Source organism: Streptomyces sp. NPDC048353 (assembly GCF_055587165.1).
In genome coordinates, this window is record NZ_JBVJGU010000002.1 from 1064904 (window position 1) to 1081257 (window position 16354).

Annotated in this window: 16 protein-coding genes; 7 read left to right on the top strand and 9 right to left on the bottom strand. The window is 72.5% G+C overall.

The features are described from left to right. The first annotated feature begins 124 nt into the window (after positions 1-124). Entirely contained in the window at positions 125-571 is a 447-nt protein-coding gene (locus tag ACZ6RC_RS10230) for a DUF2550 domain-containing protein (protein WP_391139204.1), read from the top strand. Between the two features lie 120 nt (positions 572-691). Here ACZ6RC_RS10230 and ACZ6RC_RS10235 read toward each other — a convergent pair whose 3' ends face one another. From ACZ6RC_RS10235 to ACZ6RC_RS10245, 3 genes are all read right to left on the bottom strand, one after another. Continuing rightward, positions 692-2536 (bottom strand): glycosyl hydrolase family 18 protein, encoded by a 1845-nt coding sequence (locus tag ACZ6RC_RS10235; RefSeq protein ID WP_391139203.1) that lies wholly within the window; start codon positions 2534-2536, stop codon positions 692-694. 181 nt (positions 2537-2717) lie between these two features. Next, a complete protein-coding gene (locus ACZ6RC_RS10240) occupies positions 2718-3368 on the bottom strand; it encodes a response regulator (RefSeq protein ID WP_469580632.1) in 651 nt (216 codons plus the stop codon). Beyond that, the gene (locus ACZ6RC_RS10245) at positions 3356-4570 is read right to left on the bottom strand and encodes a sensor histidine kinase (protein ID WP_469580635.1); all 1215 of its coding nucleotides are present in this window, start codon (positions 4568-4570) and stop codon (positions 3356-3358) included. Before ACZ6RC_RS10245 ends, ACZ6RC_RS10240 begins: the two co-directional genes overlap by 13 nt. A 156-nt stretch (positions 4571-4726) precedes the next feature. Between ACZ6RC_RS10245 and ACZ6RC_RS10250 the strand changes: the two genes are divergently transcribed. Further along, on the top strand, positions 4727-5404 hold the full coding sequence (locus ACZ6RC_RS10250; RefSeq protein WP_469580638.1) for a hypothetical protein: 678 nt from the start codon (positions 4727-4729) through the stop codon (positions 5402-5404). Here ACZ6RC_RS10250 and ACZ6RC_RS10255 read toward each other — a convergent pair. Beyond that, positions 5324-5896, bottom strand: coding sequence for a cob(I)yrinic acid a,c-diamide adenosyltransferase (locus tag ACZ6RC_RS10255; protein WP_391139199.1), 573 nt, complete (start codon positions 5894-5896; stop codon positions 5324-5326). The two genes, ACZ6RC_RS10250 and ACZ6RC_RS10255, sit on opposite strands and share 81 nt — an antisense overlap. Before the next feature lie 293 nt (positions 5897-6189). Between ACZ6RC_RS10255 and ACZ6RC_RS10260 the strand changes: the two genes are divergently transcribed. The 3 genes from ACZ6RC_RS10260 to ACZ6RC_RS10270 all read left to right on the top strand — a co-directional run bounded on the left by ACZ6RC_RS10260 (position 6190) and on the right by ACZ6RC_RS10270 (position 10374). Further along, positions 6190-7038 carry a 3-hydroxyacyl-CoA dehydrogenase family protein gene (locus tag ACZ6RC_RS10260; RefSeq protein ID WP_391139198.1) on the top strand — a complete coding sequence of 283 codons (849 nt, stop codon included), beginning with the start codon at positions 6190-6192 and terminating at the stop codon, positions 7036-7038. A gap of 126 nt (positions 7039-7164) precedes the next feature. After that, on the top strand, positions 7165-7488 hold the full coding sequence (locus tag ACZ6RC_RS10265; protein WP_391139197.1) for an STAS domain-containing protein: 324 nt from the start codon (positions 7165-7167) through the stop codon (positions 7486-7488). A gap of 270 nt (positions 7489-7758) precedes the next feature. Then, complete coding sequence (locus ACZ6RC_RS10270) at positions 7759-10374, top strand: ATP-binding protein (protein WP_469580643.1); 2616 nt, start codon at positions 7759-7761, stop codon at positions 10372-10374. 82 nt (positions 10375-10456) lie between these two features. Here ACZ6RC_RS10270 and nucS read toward each other — a convergent pair whose 3' ends face one another. Next, entirely contained in the window at positions 10457-11128 is a 672-nt protein-coding gene (gene nucS, locus ACZ6RC_RS10275) for an endonuclease NucS (protein ID WP_391139195.1), read from the bottom strand. Positions 11129-11356: 228 nt separating this feature from the next. On the opposite strand from nucS, the gene ACZ6RC_RS10280 reads away from it, so the two are divergent. Next, positions 11357-11749 carry an SCO5389 family protein gene (locus tag ACZ6RC_RS10280; protein WP_359669716.1) on the top strand — a complete coding sequence of 131 codons (393 nt, stop codon included), beginning with the start codon at positions 11357-11359 and terminating at the stop codon, positions 11747-11749. 136 nt (positions 11750-11885) lie between these two features. On the opposite strand, the gene ACZ6RC_RS10285 is transcribed toward ACZ6RC_RS10280, so the two are convergent. Beyond that, positions 11886-12920, bottom strand: a complete 1035-nt coding sequence (locus ACZ6RC_RS10285) for an LLM class flavin-dependent oxidoreductase (protein ID WP_391139194.1) — start codon at positions 12918-12920, stop codon at positions 11886-11888. 199 nt (positions 12921-13119) lie between these two features. Between ACZ6RC_RS10285 and ACZ6RC_RS10290 the strand changes: the two genes are divergently transcribed. After that, positions 13120-13446 carry an ATP/GTP-binding protein gene (locus ACZ6RC_RS10290; protein WP_469580647.1) on the top strand — a complete coding sequence of 109 codons (327 nt, stop codon included), beginning with the start codon at positions 13120-13122 and terminating at the stop codon, positions 13444-13446. 48 nt (positions 13447-13494) lie between these two features. Here ACZ6RC_RS10290 and ACZ6RC_RS10295 read toward each other — a convergent pair whose 3' ends face one another. The 3 genes from ACZ6RC_RS10295 to ACZ6RC_RS10305 all read right to left on the bottom strand — a co-directional run bounded on the left by ACZ6RC_RS10295 (position 13495) and on the right by ACZ6RC_RS10305 (position 16352). Beyond that, positions 13495-14304, bottom strand: a complete 810-nt coding sequence (locus tag ACZ6RC_RS10295) for an ABC transporter permease (RefSeq protein WP_391139191.1) — start codon at positions 14302-14304, stop codon at positions 13495-13497. Further along, a complete protein-coding gene (locus ACZ6RC_RS10300; protein ID WP_391139189.1) occupies positions 14301-15410 on the bottom strand; it encodes an ABC transporter ATP-binding protein in 1110 nt (369 codons plus the stop codon). Before ACZ6RC_RS10300 ends, ACZ6RC_RS10295 begins: the two co-directional genes overlap by 4 nt. A gap of 162 nt (positions 15411-15572) precedes the next feature. Next, positions 15573-16352 carry an ABC transporter permease gene (locus ACZ6RC_RS10305; protein WP_391139187.1) on the bottom strand — a complete coding sequence of 260 codons (780 nt, stop codon included), beginning with the start codon at positions 16350-16352 and terminating at the stop codon, positions 15573-15575. Between the last annotated feature and the right edge of the window lie 2 nt (positions 16353-16354).

The window sequence follows — 16354 nt, forward strand, 5'->3', positions numbered from 1 at the left end:
ACCGCCGCCGAGAGTTGTGCCCTCAGCCGCGGCACGGCTGGAATTCTCCAGACCGTGTCGCGGCTGAGGCGATGCAGATACTGGTTGTATTCGGTTACGGGACGCAGCGAGGAGGTCGGTGAAGATGTTCCTCGCTCTGCTCCTGGGCGGCCTGGTCGTCGCACTGGTGGTGATCGGGCTCTTCGTCTTCGGTCTGCGGCGCAGACTGATCCAGCGGGCCGGCGGCACCTTCGACTGTTCGCTGCGCTGGGACGTCCCCGAGGAACCCGACCCGTCCGGCAAGGGCTGGGTGTACGGCGTCGCCCGCTACAGCGGCGACCAGGTCGCCTGGTTCCGTGTCTTCTCGTACGCCCCCCGCCCGCGCAGGGTCCTGGAGCGCTCGGCCATCGAGGTCCTGGAGCGCCGGATGCCCGAGGGCGAGGAGGAGCTGGCGCTGCTCTCCGACGCGGTGATCCAGGGCTGTATGCACCGGGGGACCCGCCTGGAGCTGGCGATGAGCGAGGACGCGCTGACCGGCTTCCTCGCCTGGCTGGAGGCAGCGCCTCCGGGCCAGAGGGTGAATGTGGCCTGATCGGCCCCCTCTGGATGGGGGTCCCCCCGGACGAAGTCTGGGGGAGGGTGAATGTGGCCTGAGACATCATGACGGCGGGGACGGTGTGCTGCACCGTCCCCGCCGTTGTTTTCCGTGGGGCTAGCTCAGTCCGCCGTTGATCGCGCCGACCAGTTCGCCGTTGCCGGTGTCACCGCTGAACTCCCAGAAGAACGCCCCGCCCAGGCCCTGGTTCTTCGCCCAGGACATCTTGGACGTGACGGTGGCCGGGGTGTCGTAGCTCCACCAGTTGGTGCCGCAGTGGGCGTACGCCGTTCCGGCGACCGTGCCGGTGGCCGGGCAGGAGTTCTTCAGGACCTTGTAGTCCTCGATGCCCTGCTCGTACGTTCCGGCGGCCGGTCCGGTGGCGGTGCCGCCCGGCGCGGACTGGGTGACGCCGGTCCAGCCGCGGCCGTAGAAGCCGATGCCGAGCAGCAGCTTGTTCGCCGGGACGCCCTGCGCCTTGAACTTGGCGATCGCCTCGGCGGAGTTGAAGCCCGCCTGGGGGATGCCGGCGTAGGAGGTGAGCGGGGAGTGCGGGGCCGTCGGGCCCTTCGCCGCCCAGGCGCCGAAGAAGTCGTACGTCATCACGTTGAACCAGTTCATGTACGGCGCCGCGCCGGCGTAGTCGGCGGCGTCGATCTTGCCGCCGGCCGAGGCGTCGGCCGTGACGGCCGCCGTGACCAGGTAGTTCGCGCCGAACTTGGCGCGCATGGCCTGCATCATGTTCTTGAAGGCGGCCGGGCCGCTGGTGTCGCAGGACAGGCCGCAGGCGTTCGGGTACTCCCAGTCGAGGTCGATGCCGTCGAAGACGTCGGCCCAGCGCGGGTCCTCGATCAGGTCGTAGCAGGACTGCGCGAAGGCGGTCGGGTTCTGCACGGCCTGGCCGAAGCCGCCGGACCAGGTCCAGCCGCCGAAGGACCACAGCACCTTGATGTTCGGGTGGGCCTTCTTCAGCTTGCGGAGCTGGTTGAAGTTGCCGCGCAGCGGCTGGTCCCAGGTGTCGGCGACACCGTCGACGGACTGGTCGGCGGTGTAGGCCTTGTCGTAGTCGGCGTAGGCGTCGCCGATCGTGCACTTGCCGCCGGTGACGTTGCCGAAGGCGTAGTTGATGTGCGTGATCTTGGAGGCGGAGCCGGAGGTCACGATGTTCTTCACGTGGTAGTTGCGGCCGTAGACGCCCCAGTTGGTGAAGTAGCCCATCTTGACCGCGGTGCCGGGGTTGCCCCCGCCGCCGCCCGTGGTGCGGACGCTCGCCGTGCCGCTGGCCGGGCCGGTCTGGTCGATGGTGTCGCGGGCGACGACCGTGTAGGCGTAGTCGGTCCCGGCGGTCAGGCCGGTGTTGGTGTACGTGAGGCCGGTGACCGTGGCGACCTTGGTGCCGTCGCGCAGGACGTCGTAGTTCTTGACGCCCTTGTCGTCGGTGGCGGCGGTCCAGGTCAGCTTGACCGAGGTGTTGGTGATGTCGGAGGCGACCGGGGTGCCGGGGGCGGAGGGCGCGTTGTCGCCGGGCTGGGTGGACCCGTCGCAGGAGGCGCCGTTGATCTTGCAGCCGGTCGGGGAACCGGAGCCGGTGCCGTTGAAGCCGAAGGAGACGGAGGCGCCGGGGGCGAGGGTGCCGTTCCAGCCGACGTTCTTGGCGGTCCAGTGGGTGCCGGCGCTGGTGACGGTGGCGTCCCAGGCGGAGGTGACGGAGGTGCCGGAGGGGTAGTCCCACTCGACGGTCCAGGACGAGAGGGTGGTGGTGCCGGTGTTCTTCACCGTCCACCGGCCCTCGAAGCCGGAGCCCCAGTCGGAGGCCTTGGTGTAGGTGGCGGTGGCCGCGGCGGCTGCCTCGGCGGGTGTGGCGAGGCCGACCATGGCGGCCAGAGGCAGGATCAGGGCGGTCAGACCGGCGGCAGCCCGGTGTCTGAACCCTGTTCTGCGCGTCGGTGCTTGAGTGCTCAACGGTGCTCCTCAAGTTGCGGACGGGCAATCTGGGGGTGGTCCGTGAAAGGTGCGCGCGCCCCGCGAGCGTAGAAAGGTCTGGACCAACCGTCAAGAGGTCCAGACCAAAGTCGGAGGGGGGTCCGGCGCCGCCGCACCGGAGGGACCGGCCGCCCGTCGGCGCCGGTGGCCCCCGGGGCGATCAGACACCCAACTCCTGGGCCAGGACGGCCGCTTGGACGCGGCTGCGCAGCTCCAGCTTGTTCAGCACCTTGCTGACGTGCGTCTTCACGGTCGCCTCCGCCATGTCGAGACGCACCGCGATCTCGGCGTTCGACAGGCCGTCGCCGAGCGCCGAGAGCACCTCCCGCTCCCGGGGTGTCAGCACGTCCAGGACGGCGGGGTCGGTCCCGCCCGGCGTCCGGGACGGGCGGCTCGGCGACGCGAACTCGGCGATCAGCCGGCGTGTGACCGCCGGCGCGATCATCCCCTCACCGCGTGCCACGGTCCGTACCGCCTCGATCAGCTCCCCGGCCTCCGTGTTCTTCAGCAGGAAGCCCGCCGCCCCGGCCCGCAGCGCGCCGAAGACGTACGCGTCGAGGTCGAAGGTGGTCAGGACCAGCACATCGGCGAGGCCCTCGGAGACGACGAGGCCGGTCGCCGTCACGCCGTCCATGCGGGGCATCTGCACGTCCATCAGGACGACGTCCGGTCGGAGCGCGCGGGCCAGCTCGACCGCCCGCTCCCCGTCCGCGGCCTCGCCGACGACCTCGATGTCCGGTGCGCTGCCCAGGATCAGGACCAGCCCCGCCCGGACCGCGCTCTGATCCTCGGCCACGATCACCCGTACCATGCCGACGGCTCCTTGTCGCTCGTACCGACGGGCAGGACCGCCCGCACCAGCCATTCTTTCCGTCCGTCGGCCGCCGTCACCGGACCGGCCTCGAACTCCCCGTCCAGCAGCGTCACCCGCTCCCGCATCCCCACCAGACCCGCCCCGGAGCCCGGGGCGCGCGGCCCGGGCTGCCCGCCGAGCGCGCTGGTCACCCCCACCGTCAGGGCCCCGTCCCGGCGGCGGCCGACCTCGACCCGCACCTCGCCGGGGGCGGCGTGCTTGAGGGCGTTGGTCAGCGACTCCTGCACGATCCGGTACGCGGCGAGCTCGACCGGGGCCGGCAGCGCCCCGCCGTCCTCTGGCCGGGTGTCCGCGAGCACGAATGTCAGCCCGCTCGGCCCGCCGTTCGTCGACGCCTGGGCCAGCAGCGCGTCCAGGCCGTCCAGGGTCGGCGCGGCCGCCGGCTCGGCGTCCCCGCTGCTGTCCCGCAGCAGCCCGATCAGCCGGCGCATCTCCGCGAGACCGGCCACGCTGTTCTCCCGGATCACGGTCAGCGCCTGCCGGGTGGTCCCCGGGTCGTCGAGCGAGAGCGCGGCCGTGGAGTGGATGGCGATGGCGGAGAGGTGGTTGGCGACCATGTCGTGCAGCTCCCGCGCCATCCGGGCACGCTCGGCCACGACGGCCTGACTGCGGTCCATCTCGGCGAGCAGCGCGGTCTGCTCGGCGCGCAGCCGGGCGGCGTCGGCGGCCTGCCGGTGATTGCGGACGACGGCACCGGTGACGGCGGGCAGGAAGGAGACCATGCCGGTGATCAGGCCGACCAGCAGGGCGATCGCGTTCTGCCACCAGACGAGGAAGCCGATCGTGACGCCGACGGTGATCAGACCCGTGGTGTACGGGATGCGCCGGGCGGAGCGGGGCGAGCCGTAGACCACGGCCGCGTAGACCAGGTCCGTGAACATCAGCGCGGTCACCAGGCTGCCGTAGGTGAACTGGTCCGCCACCAGGGCGAGCGTGCCGACGGCCAGCGCGGTCTGCGGCTGGGAGCGGCGCAGGGTCGCCATCGCGGCCATGACGGCGAGCGGGACCAGCGTCGCCCAGCGGGCGGTGATCAGCCGGTCGGTCTGGGTGTGCAGCCCGAAGGACCACATCAGCAGACCGACGGCGAGGCCGCCGGCGGCGATGAGCAGGTCGTCGCGGTGCGGTCGGGGGAGTGTCACCCCCTCATCCAACACGGCGGGCGGGTGCCGAGCCTCGCCGTGCGGGCCGATCCGGCCCTCCGTCGAAGGATGTAGTCGCAGGTCGTCATCGGCGACGACGATCCGGGCGGGATGCCACGGGACGCTGGAGGGGTCCCGAGCGAAAGGGTGAGTACCGTGATCGTCACGCTGATCGTGATCTGCGAGGTCGGCTTCTGGGTGCTGCTGGCCGCCGGCCTGGCCACCCGGTACCTGCTGAAGATGCCGCGCACGGGTCTCGCCCTGCTGCTGTGCGAGCCGCTCCTGGAGGTCCTGCTCCTCGTCGTCACCGCCGTCGACCTGAAGAACGGCGCCGACCCGAGCTGGAAGCACGGCCTCGCGGCGCTCTACATCGGCTACACCGTCGGCCACGGCCACCGCACCGTGAAGTGGCTCGACGGCCACGCCGCCCACCGCTTCGGCGGCGCCCCGCCGCCCGCCAAGCCGCCGCGCTACGGCATGGCGCGCGCCCGTCACGAGGGCGCGATCTGGATGGGCTCGCTGGTGGGCGGGGCCGTCGCCTCCGGACTGCTGCTGCTCGCCATGTGGTACGTCGGCGACGGCGGGAACACCGAGTCGCTGCGCGGCTGGATCCTCGTCGCCTGGCGGGCGGTCGGGATCCACGGCCTGATCGCGCTCAGCTACGCGATCTGGCCGAAGAGCGCACCGAAGCCGGGGGCCGAGGCCTCCGGGGAGACCTCGGACCGGCCCGCCGCACCGGGTGCCGGTAAGGGCTCAGCGCTCCCCGCCCGGGACCCAGAGCACGTCCCCGACCTCTCCGTTCGCGGTGCGCGCAAGGATGAAGAGCAGGTCTGACAGCCGGTTGAGGTAGGTCGCGGTGAGGGCGTTCATCGACTCGCCGTGCACCTCGATCGCGGCCCAGGTGGAGCGCTCCGCCCGCCGGACCACCGTGCACGCCTGGTGCAGCAGGGCCGCACCGGGCGTGCCGCCCGGCAGGATGAAGGAGCGCAGCTTCTCCAGCCGCTCCAGGAAGCGGTCGCAATCCGCCTCCAGCTTGTCGACGTAGCTCTGCTCGACCCGCAGCGGCGGGTACTTCGGGTCCTCGACCACCGGCGTGGACAGGTCCGCGCCCACGTCGAAGAGGTCGTTCTGGACGCGGACGAGGACCTTGACGACCTCCTCGTCGAGCCGGCCGAGCGCGATGGCGGTGCCGATGACGGCGTTGGCCTCGTTGGCGTCGGCGTACGCCGAGATCCGCAGATCGGTCTTGGGGGTCCTGCTCATGTCGCCCAGCGCGGTGGTGCCCTGGTCGCCGGTACGGGTGTAGATGCGCGTCAGATTGACCATGGGTCCAGCGTAGTTACGCTCCGGCTCCGCAGGCGGCCCGTGTGCCCACCGTCACGGCGACCGCTCTACGGGCGGAGGCGGCGGCCCTCCGCCGTACGGGCGGGGGCGGCGGCCCCCTTCGCGGGTCCCGGTCCCGACGCGACGCCCCCGGCCCGCCCCTCCGGGGCCTGTCGCCGGTGTGACGTCCGTCAAACGGGGCGTGACGCGCGTTACTTACCGGTCACACAGCGCCCCGCGACCGCTAATCTCCGCCGAAGAGCCGGAAGTGAACAGGCGTTAAGGGGTGGAACATCGTGGCCAGGAAGCTCGCCGTCATCGGGGCCGGACTCATGGGGTCCGGAATCGCGCAGGTCTCGGCCCAGGCGGGCTGGGACGTCGTCCTGCGTGACGTCACCGACGCCGCCCTGACCCGTGGCACCGACGGCATCAAGGCGTCGTACGACCGGTTCGTCGCCAAGGGCAGGCTGGACGCCGCCGACGCGGAGGCCGCCCTCGGCCGGATCACCGCGACCACCGCACTCGAAGCGGTCGCCGACGCCGACATCGTCGTCGAGGCCGTCTTCGAGAAGCTGGAGGTCAAGCACGAGATCTTCCGCTCGCTCGACGCCATCGCCAAGGACGGCGCCGTCCTCGCCTCCAACACCTCCGCCATCCCGATCACCAAGATCGCCGCGGTGACGCAGCGCCCGGAGGCCGTCGTCGGCACCCACTTCTTCTCGCCCGTCCCGATGATGCAGCTCTGCGAGCTGGTCCGCGGGTACAAGACGAGCGACGCCACCCTCGCCACGGCGCGGGAGTTCGCCGAGTCGGTCGGCAAGACCTGCATCGTCGTCAACCGCGACGTGGCCGGCTTCGTCACCACCCGGCTCATCTCGGCGCTGGTCGTCGAGGCCGCCAAGCTCCACGAGTCCGGCGTGGCCACCGCCGAGGACATCGACATCGCCTGCAAGCTGGGCTTCGGCCACGCCATGGGCCCGCTCGCCACCGCCGACCTCACGGGCATCGACATCCTCGTGAACGCCACCGGCAACATCTACACCGAGACGCAGGACGAGAAGTTCGCCCCGCCGGAGCTGATGCGCCGGATGGTGGACGCCGGTGACATCGGCCGTAAGAGCGGGCAGGGCTTCTACAAGCACTGACGCCCGACGATCATCCGGCGATCACCCCAAGGGGTGAATTCGGTATCAGTTCGCTTACAAGGCGCAACGCTTCTGCGCCCGTGACAGTCAGTTGATGCAAAGACGGAGCACTCCCGGGGAGCGCATATGCACATCAGGGGCGACCAAGTCGAGCTGGTCGTCGGGGGCCGCCTCGACGTCCGTAGCGCGGCGGACGCCCGTACGGTCCTGCACTCGGCCGTCGACGACGGCGTCGGCGACCTCGTGCTCGACCTGACCGGTCTCGACTCCTGGGACGCCACCGGTCTCGGGGTCATCATGGGAGCACACCGCCGGGCCGGCCGCTGCGGCCGCCGGCTCGTGCTGCGCGGGGTGCCGCCCCAGATGCAGCGCCTCCTCGTGGCCACCCGGCTGCACCGCATCCTGGCCATCGAGGGCGGCCTCGCCGCCGAGACCCTGCCCCGCGTCTGAGCGCGGAGCCGGGGCCTCCGGGCCGCGTCCCACCGCCGCACCGCCTGTGAAGCCGCTGTGTGAACCAGGCGTCACGCCCCAATCCTCACAAGACAGTGACGGCTGGGGCGGCCGGCACCCCGGATGTTCCGGGATCCGCGCGGAAGGTCTAGGGTTCGGTCGCCCGCCCTTTGACGAACCCACCCGGCGGGCACCGGACCAGAAGCGACAGCGAGCGTGCAGATCGGCCGGATGGGGCTTCGGCACGCACCGCTTTTGGGGGCTTTGAGCATGGACCCGATGAACCGGGGGCCGGAAGAGTACGGCCACGACCACGCGGACGACGACACACCCGGCGCCCGGGGCGCCGCCCCCGAGCGCGGGCCCGTCACCACCCCCGCACGCGTCCGCACCGCCCGGCTCGTCGCCGGCGACCTGCTGCTGACCGTCAACCCCGTCGACGGCAGCGAGGTCGAGACCTGCCCGCCCGGCGGCCCCGCGGGCATCGAGGGCTTCGGGGACGAGACGCCCGCCGCGCCCCGCCGCCGCACCCCCGAGGAGCGCGCCGACGCCGCCCGGGCCGCCGCCCCGCCCGTACCGCCCGGCCCCGCCGCGGCGCCCCTGCCGCTCGTCGAACGCCAAGAGGAACGCGAACGGCTCGTCCAGCTCCTCGGCCGCGGCCGCTCCGTCCGCCTCTCCGGACCCCCCGGATCCGGCCGCACCGCGCTCCTCGACGCCGTCGCCGGCGACTGCGCCGACCTGGCACCCGACGGTGTGGTGCGCCTCTCCGGCTACCACCGCACACCCACCGAGCTGCTGTACGAACTCCTCCACGCCGTCCGGCACGCCCCCGACCAGCGGCCCGACCGGCCCGCCCTGCTCGCCCTCGTCCGCGAGATCGGCGCCATCGTCGTCGTCGACGACCTGGAATGCGGCGGGGCCGCCCTCGACGAGCTGCTCGCCGCCGCCCCCGAATGCGCCTTCCTGCTCGCCGCCACCCCCGACGTGCCGCCCCCCTCCGCCGACGCCCACGTCGAAGAGGTCTTCCTCGCCGGACTCGGCCGCGCCTCCGCGCTGGAACTCCTGGAGAACGCCGTCGGCCGCGCCCTCACCGAGGACGAGGCCAACTGGGCCGGCGACCTCTGGTTCGAGTCCGAGGGCCTGCCGCTGCGCTTCGTCCAGGCCGCGGCCCTGCTCCGCCAGCGCGACCGGCTCCGCGTCACCCCCGCCGAGTTCGACGCCTTCGGCATCCAGGAGGACGCCCCCTCGGAGTTCGACGCCTTCGGAGCCCTCGACGACGCCTTCGGGCCCTCCGACGCACCCGCCGACGCCGAGCCCGCCGCCCTCCGGGACGACCCCGCGCAGGACGCCGACGTGGAGCTGCGCGACATACCGCTGCCCAGCCTCGGCGAGGGCGCCGCACCCGCGGCCCTACTCGCCTCACGGCTCAGCCGCTCCGCCCGGGAAGCCCTCCGCTTCGCCGTCGCCCTCGGCGGCGAGGTGCCCCACCAGGCCCACCTCCCGGCCCTCGTCGGCGACACCCACGCCGACGCCGCCCTCGGCGAGCTCCTGGAGTGCGCCCTGCTCACCCCGGTCGGCACCCGCTACCGCCTCGCCGCCGGCGTCCTCACCCAGCTCCTCGCCCACGACTACGCCGCCGACGCGGCCGACCGCGCCCACACCGTCGCCCAGCACTACGCCTGGTGGGCCGGGCACCCCTCCGTCACGCCCGCCCGCGCGGCCGCCGAGGCCGACGCGCTCCTCGCCGCACTCACCGCGCTCGTCCCCGGCACGGCGACCGAGCACCCCGCCACCGCCGTCCTCCTCGCCCGCAGCGCCGCGCCCGCCTTCGCCGCCGGACTGCACTGGGGCGCCTGGGAGCGAGCCCTGCGCAGCGGCCAGGAAGCCGCCCGCCTCGCCGGAGAAGTCGCCGAAGAGGCCTACTTCCACCACGAGTTGGGCGTCCTCGCACTCTGCTCCGGCCATCCGGAACGGGCCCGCGCCGAGCTGGAGGCCTCCATCGGCCTGCGCGGAGCGCTCGCCGACAAGCGCGGCACCGTCGCCGGCCGCCGGGCCCTCGCCCTGGTCGCCGACCGCGCCGAGGGGCCCTCCGGCGACCGGACGCCGGGTGACGAGCCCGTCTCGCCGCCCCGCGGCGTACCGGCCGCCCTCGCCGCGTCCACGGCGGCCAAGACCGCCTTCCCCAAGGCGACGCTCGCCTCCACCGCCACACCCACGCCCCCGCCGGGCACCGCGTTCCCCGCCTTCGCGGAGGAGGGCCCGACCCTCATCTCGCGGCCCGACACCCCGCACGGCGGCGACCAGCGGCGCCCCGGCGCCCGCTGGGGCCTGCTCGCCGGAGCCCGCCGCAACCTGGTCGCGGTCGGCACCGGCGCGCTCCTCGCCGCCGTGCTCGGCACCGTGGTCACCATCGGCGCCACCTCGGGCAACGGCGACGAGCCCGGACCCGAACGGGTCACCTCCGACCGCACCACGAGCGACGGGAGCGTCGGCGACGCCGGCCCGGACGTGGACGAGCCGACCGACGGGTCGACCCCCCGCCCCTCGGCCCCGTCCTCGCCCGGCTCGACCGACGCGCCCGCCCCGGGCGGCCCCGGCACGACGGGCGGCCCGTCCTCCCCGGCCGGCCGGACCGCGACCGGCCCCACGCCCGCTTCGCCCACGGCGTCTCAGCCCGGGCGCCCGCTCCCGACGCTGAGCCCGACGTCGAAGCCGACGCCGACCAAGACGACGCCGCCCCCGACGACGACCGAGCCCACGCCCGACGAGACCGCGACGGAGACGACGCCCCCGGCCACGACGACACCGCCGGCGGAGGGCGAACCCCCCACCAACTCCGCCTCCGCCACGGACGGCGGCGCCCCCTCCACCGGCGCCCCCGCCTGACCGGCCGCACCACGGCGCGGCGAACGGCCCCGGGCGCGCTCACCGCGCCCGGGGCCGTTCGCCGTACCCGTACCCCCGCCGGCTAGAACAGCCGCAGCTTGTCGTCCTCGATGCCCCGCATCGCGTCGTAGTCGAGCACCACGCACTCGATGCCGCGGTCCGTCGCCAGCACCCGGGCCTGCGGCTTGATCTCCTGCGCCGCGAAGACGCCCTTCACCGGCGCCAGGTGCGGGTCGCGGTTCAGCAGCTCCAGATAGCGGGTCAGCTGCTCCACGCCGTCGATCTCGCCGCGCCGCTTGATCTCCACCGCGACCGTCGCCCCGGCGGCGTCCCGGCACAGGATGTCCACCGGGCCGATCGCCGTCGGGTACTCGCGGCGGATCAGCGTGTGGCCGTCGCCCAGGGTCTCGATGCGGTCCGCGAGGAGCTCCTGGAGATGCGCTTCCACGCCGTCCTTGATGAGACCCGGGTCGACACCCAGTTCGTGCGAGGAGTCGTGGAGGATCTCCTCCATCGTGATGATCAGTTTCTCGCCCGCTTTGTTCACCACGGTCCACACCCCGGTCTCACCGTCGGCGCCCTCCTTCAGGGTGCACGGCGGAGACATCCAGTTGAGCGGTTTGTACGCCCTGTCGTCCGCGTGGATGGAGACGCTGCCGTCCGCCTTGACCAGGATCAGACGGGGAGCGGAGGGCAGGTGGGCGGTGAGCCGGCCCGCGTAGTCCACGGAGCAACGGGCGATGACGAGACGCATGGTCGGCAACGCTACAAGACGCACGCTCTTCCGCGCGATTCGGCTGTTAACGCCCGCCCAACCCCCGTCGGTTATTGGCCGGTTGTGCTCCCAATCTCCTGGTGCGCTCCGCACCGCGCGCTTACCGTGGAAGCAGGAGGTCGCCGTCCGTGCACGCTGCGTGTCGCACGGGGGTCCTTCGACCCTGCCCGTAAGACCCCGTCCGTCGGGGTCGCGAGAGGAGAACCCATGTCGCTCGACGTCTCACCGGCTCTGTTGGAACAGGCCGAGCGAGGCGAGGTCGACGAAGCCGACTTCGTCGACTGCGTCCGGACCTCCCTGCCCTTCGCATGGGAGATGATCAGTTCTCTGGTGGCCCAGCTGAAGGTCGACGGCGGCGAGTTCGCCGACAACCAGACGCCGCCGCCGAACGAGCAGGCACGTGGCCAGCTGTTGCGTGCGCTCGCGAGTGACGCCATCCGCGGTGCGCTGCAGCGGCACTTCGGCGTGCGTCTGGCCTTCCAGAACTGCCACCGTGTGGCGGTGTTCCCGCTGGACCCGGCGGTGGACGAGCGGCTGGCCCGCTTCACCTCCGTACGAGGACAGCTGCTCAACCAGTCGCCGGAACTCCGCGACTGCTGAAGCGTGGTGCTGCCGCTCCGCATCGGGGGAGACCCGAACGATGCGCGAGATGCCGGAGCGGCGGCATCCGGCCCCCTGACATCTGTCGACGACCGATCATGAGCCGACGAGCATGACCCGCCACCCCCCACACGCTTCACACCAGTCGCGGCAGCACTTCGGTGCCCAGCCGGCGTACGTTCTCCTCGGTGGCCGCGAGATCGCCGGTGCCCTCGGCGAGCAGCGCGAAGCGCGTGATGCCCGTCCGCTCCGCGGTCGCAGCGAGCCGGTCCGCCGCCAGGCCCGGTGTGCCCACCGGGTGCAGCCCGCACAGCAGCTCCGTGTACGCGACGGGGTCCCGCATCGAGCGGTGCCGGCCGTCGACGGTGACATGGGCGTCCAGGCCCTGCTTCAGCCAGCCGGGCATGGCCTTCACCAGCGCCTCGGCCGCGTCCGCCCCGCGGTCGGCGAGCTGGACGACGCCCGCCGAGACATGGCCGGCGGCGATCCGGGCGATCTCGTCCGGGGTCCGGCCGGCCTCCCGGGCGAAGCGCCGCCAGGCGGCGACCATCTCGGCCTTGTCCTCGTCGCCGCAGTGCATCCCGAGCAGCATCGGCAGCCCGCGCTCGGCGGCCAGCCGGACGCTCTTCGGGGACGTGCAGGCCACCACCACCTCCGGCGCCGCCTCCCCGCCGATGAGCTCGCCCGCGCGCGGCACGACGGCCACCTCACGGAAGGCGAACCGTTCTCCCTCGGCCCCGACCCGTGGCTCGGAGAGCCACCGCAGCAGCAGATCGAGCGACTCGGGGAAACCCTGTTCGTACGCGCCGAGGCCCGCGCCGAACACCTCCAGATCGACCCACGGCCCGCCCCGGCCCACCCCGAGGGTGAAGCGGCCGCCGGACGTGAGGTGCAGCAGCGCCGCCTGCTCGCCCAGGGCGACCGGGTGCACGGTCGGCAGCACGCTGACGGCCGTCCCCACCCGGATGCGGCGCGTGCGGCCCAACAGCAACGCGGCCAGCGTCACGGCCGACGGGCAGACGCCGTACGGAACGAAATGGTGCTCGGCGAGCCAGACGGAGTCGAGTCCCGACTCCTCGGCCACCTCGGCCGTCCGCACCGCTCGGTGCAGCGCCTCTCCTTGACCCTGGCCCGGGAACTGGGCGGCCAGGACGAACGTACCCACGCGCATCGCCTTCTGCCTCCTTGCGGCCGACGCGGTTCTCCCCCTCGTACTGGCAACAACGTCTGACACGTGCCAAAGGCAACGGCCCCACGTGAAGTTCTTGCGATTTTCCGCTAACTGGGCCTGGAGGGTGGACCGGGCCACTTCGTCGCGCCCCGTACGCTTGAAGGAACCGTCCGTGTACCCGGCCCCCGTGAGGTGATTCGTGTCCCCGCGTCGCAACCGCCCCCCTGGCGGCGAGAAGCCCGACCCCCAGGGCGCGGAAGCCGACCGGTACGGAGGCTCGCAGCGCACCGAGTCCTGGCAGGGCGAGGAGTGGTGCGTACGGCACGTGGCCGGTGCGAGCGCGCCCGGCAAGCGCTACCGCTGCCCCGGCTGCGACCAGGAGATCCCGGCGGGCGCCCCGCACGTCGTCGCCTGGCCCGAGTACGGCGGGGTGGAGGGCCGGCGCCACTGGCACAAGGCGTGCTGGAACGCGAAGGACCGCCGCACCTCTCGGATGCAGCGGTCCCGTAACGCGCCGAGGTACTGAGACCGGCTCCGGGCCGTCGGGCCCGCGCCGGACCGGCCTCCCGGGCCGTCAGACGTCCCGGTTGTTCAGCAGGGCGTACGCCCCGCCCATCGCCACCGCCGTGACGCCCAGCAGGATCCACACCGGCTCCCAGCCCGAGGGGCCGGACTGCCCGACCGTCGTCCGGCCGGCGTACAGCGCGATCAGCTGGCTCGGGATGGCGTACTCGAGCAGCCACTGCTGCACCTTCGCCAGCGACTCCGAGAACATGAACATCGCCGCGACCAGCGGCAGCAGCAGCACACCGATCATGATCGTGATCGCGCCGGCCGAGTGCCGGACGACCGTGCCGACCGCGAGCGCGACCAGCCCGAGCAGGGCGAGGAACAGACCGGCGCCGACCGTGGAGCGCAGCCACTCCCCACTGGTCGGCTCGGCCGCGTCGATCATCGCCACCTGCGCCAGCGCGACGACGGTCGCGGTCACCGTGGTGACGGTGAAGACGAGCAGGAAGAAGACGATCGCCTTGGCCGTCAGCACTCGGGCGCGGCTCGGGCAGGCGGTCAGCGTGGTGCGGATCATGCCCGTGCCGTACTCGGAGGCGATCGTCAGCACGCCGAGGGTGATCACACAGATCGAGCCGAGCAGCACGCCGAAGAAGCCGAAGGCGAGCGGCGACTCGTCCTGCGGGGGGACGCTCGACGCCGACACGACGGCGGCGACACCCACACCGATCCCGAGCATCAGCAGCACCATGACGCCGAGCGTCCACATCGTCGAGCGCACCGAGCGGATCTTGGTCCACTCCGAGGCGAGCGCGTCACCGAGGTGCGCCCGGCGGACCGGGATGGGGGAGACGTACGCGTGGGGGGTGGTCATCGGGCGTCCTCGGCGTTCGGCTTCTCCGGCGTGCCGCTCGGCTCGCTCTGCGTGGCGTACGGGTTCTGCCCGGGCGGCGGCGGGGCGTACCAGCCCTGCTGCGGCACCTCCGGCGCCACGTACGGCGCGGGCTGGGCGTGCTGCTGGTGATGGGCCGGCTGCGGCTGCTGGAGGTGGGCGAGCTGGTCCTCGGTGGAGCGGTAGTCCACGGCGCCCTGCGTCATCCGCATGTACGCCTCCTCCAGCGACGCCTGGTGCGGGGACAGCTCCCAGAGCCGTACGTCCGCCCCGTGCGCCAGGTCGCTGATGCGGGGCAGGGCGAGGCCGGTCACGCGCAGCGCGCCGTCCGGCTCGGACATCACCCGGCCGCCGGCCTCGATGAGCGCGGCCGTCAGCTTCTCCCGGTGCTCCGGCGTCGTCGCGGGGGTCCGCACGCGGGCGAAGTCCGCGGAGTTCGCCGAGATGAAGTCCTTCACGCTCATGTCGGCGAGCAGCTGGCCCCGGCCGATCACGATCAGATGGTCGGCGGTGAGCGCCATCTCGCTCATGAGGTGGCTGGAGACGAAGACCGTGCGGCCCTCGGCGGCCAGCTTCTTCATCAGATTGCGGACCCAGAGGATGCCCTCCGGGTCGAGGCCGTTGACCGGCTCGTCGAAGAGGAGCACCTGCGGGTCGCCGAGCAGCGCGGCCGCGATGCCGAGCCGCTGCCCCATGCCGAGCGAGAAGCCCTGGGAGCGGCGCTTGGCGACGTCCTGGAGGCCGACGACCCCGAGGACCTCGTCCACCCGCTGGGCCGGGATCCCGGCGAGCTGGGCGAGCGAGAGCAGATGGCTGCGGGCGCTGCGGCCGCCGTGCACGGCCTTGGCGTCGAGCAGCGCGCCGACCTGCCGGGGCGCGTTGGGGAGCTGCCGGAAGGGATGGCCGCCGATCGTCACGTGCCCGGCCGTCGGCTGGTCGAGGCCGAGGATCATCCGCATGGTGGTGGACTTGCCGGAGCCGTTGGGTCCCAGGAAGCCCGTCACGGTCCCGGGCCGCACCTGGAAGGAAAGGTTGTACACGGCCGTCTTGGCGCCGTAGCGCTTCGTCAGGCCGACTGCCTCGATCATTCTCCAGCCCCATCGACAGGTCAGGTCGTCGTCGGGGCCGTGGCCGTCGGGCTGAGCCCCCCGTATGAGCTAGGAGCTTATCGAGCCATTGACGGTTCCGGCGAAGCATGAAACATCAACCACATGCCGCCGGAACCGTCGGCCGCCGCCCGGCCCCGCCGTCTACGCGTCCCGGCGCTTCAGGACCAGATAGCCGCCGAGCAGCGCGGCCGCCACCCAGAGCACCATGATGCCGAGCCCGCCCCACGGGCCGTACGGAGCCGCCTCCGTGTTCATCGCGTCCGGCACCACCTGCATGATCTTGGATCCGGCCTGGTCGGGGAAGTACAGCGCCACGTCCTTCGCCTTCGGGACCGCCGACAGGATCTGCGAGATCAGGAAGAAGAACGGCACCAGGATGCCCAGCGAGAGCATCGACGAACGCAGCATCGTCGCCACCCCCATCGAGAAGATCGCGATCAGGCCCATGTAGAGCCCGCCGCCGATCACCGCCCGCAGGACGTTGTCCGCGCCGAGCGAGGTCCGGTGCTCGCCGAGGAGCGCCTGGCCCAGGAAGAACGACAGGAAGCTCGTCGCCAGACCGACGGCCAGGGCCAGCACCCCGGCCACCGTGATCTTGGAGAAGAGGAACGAGGCGCGCTGCGGGACGGCCGCCAGCGACGTGCGGATCATGCCCGAGCTGTACTCGGTGCCCACCACCAGGACGCCGAAGACCACCATCGCGAGCTGGCCCAGCACCATCCCCGAGAAGCTGATGAACGTCGGGTCGAAGGTCGCCTGCTCGGCGGCGGAGAGGTCGTCGAAGGTCGACTTCAGCAGCGCGCACAGCGCCGCGCCCATCGCCACCGTCACCAGGAGCGCGCTCGCCAGCGTCCAGACGGTCGAGGAGACCGTCCGGATCTTCGTCCACTCGGACTGCAGGACCGCGGATACGGCTGCCATCG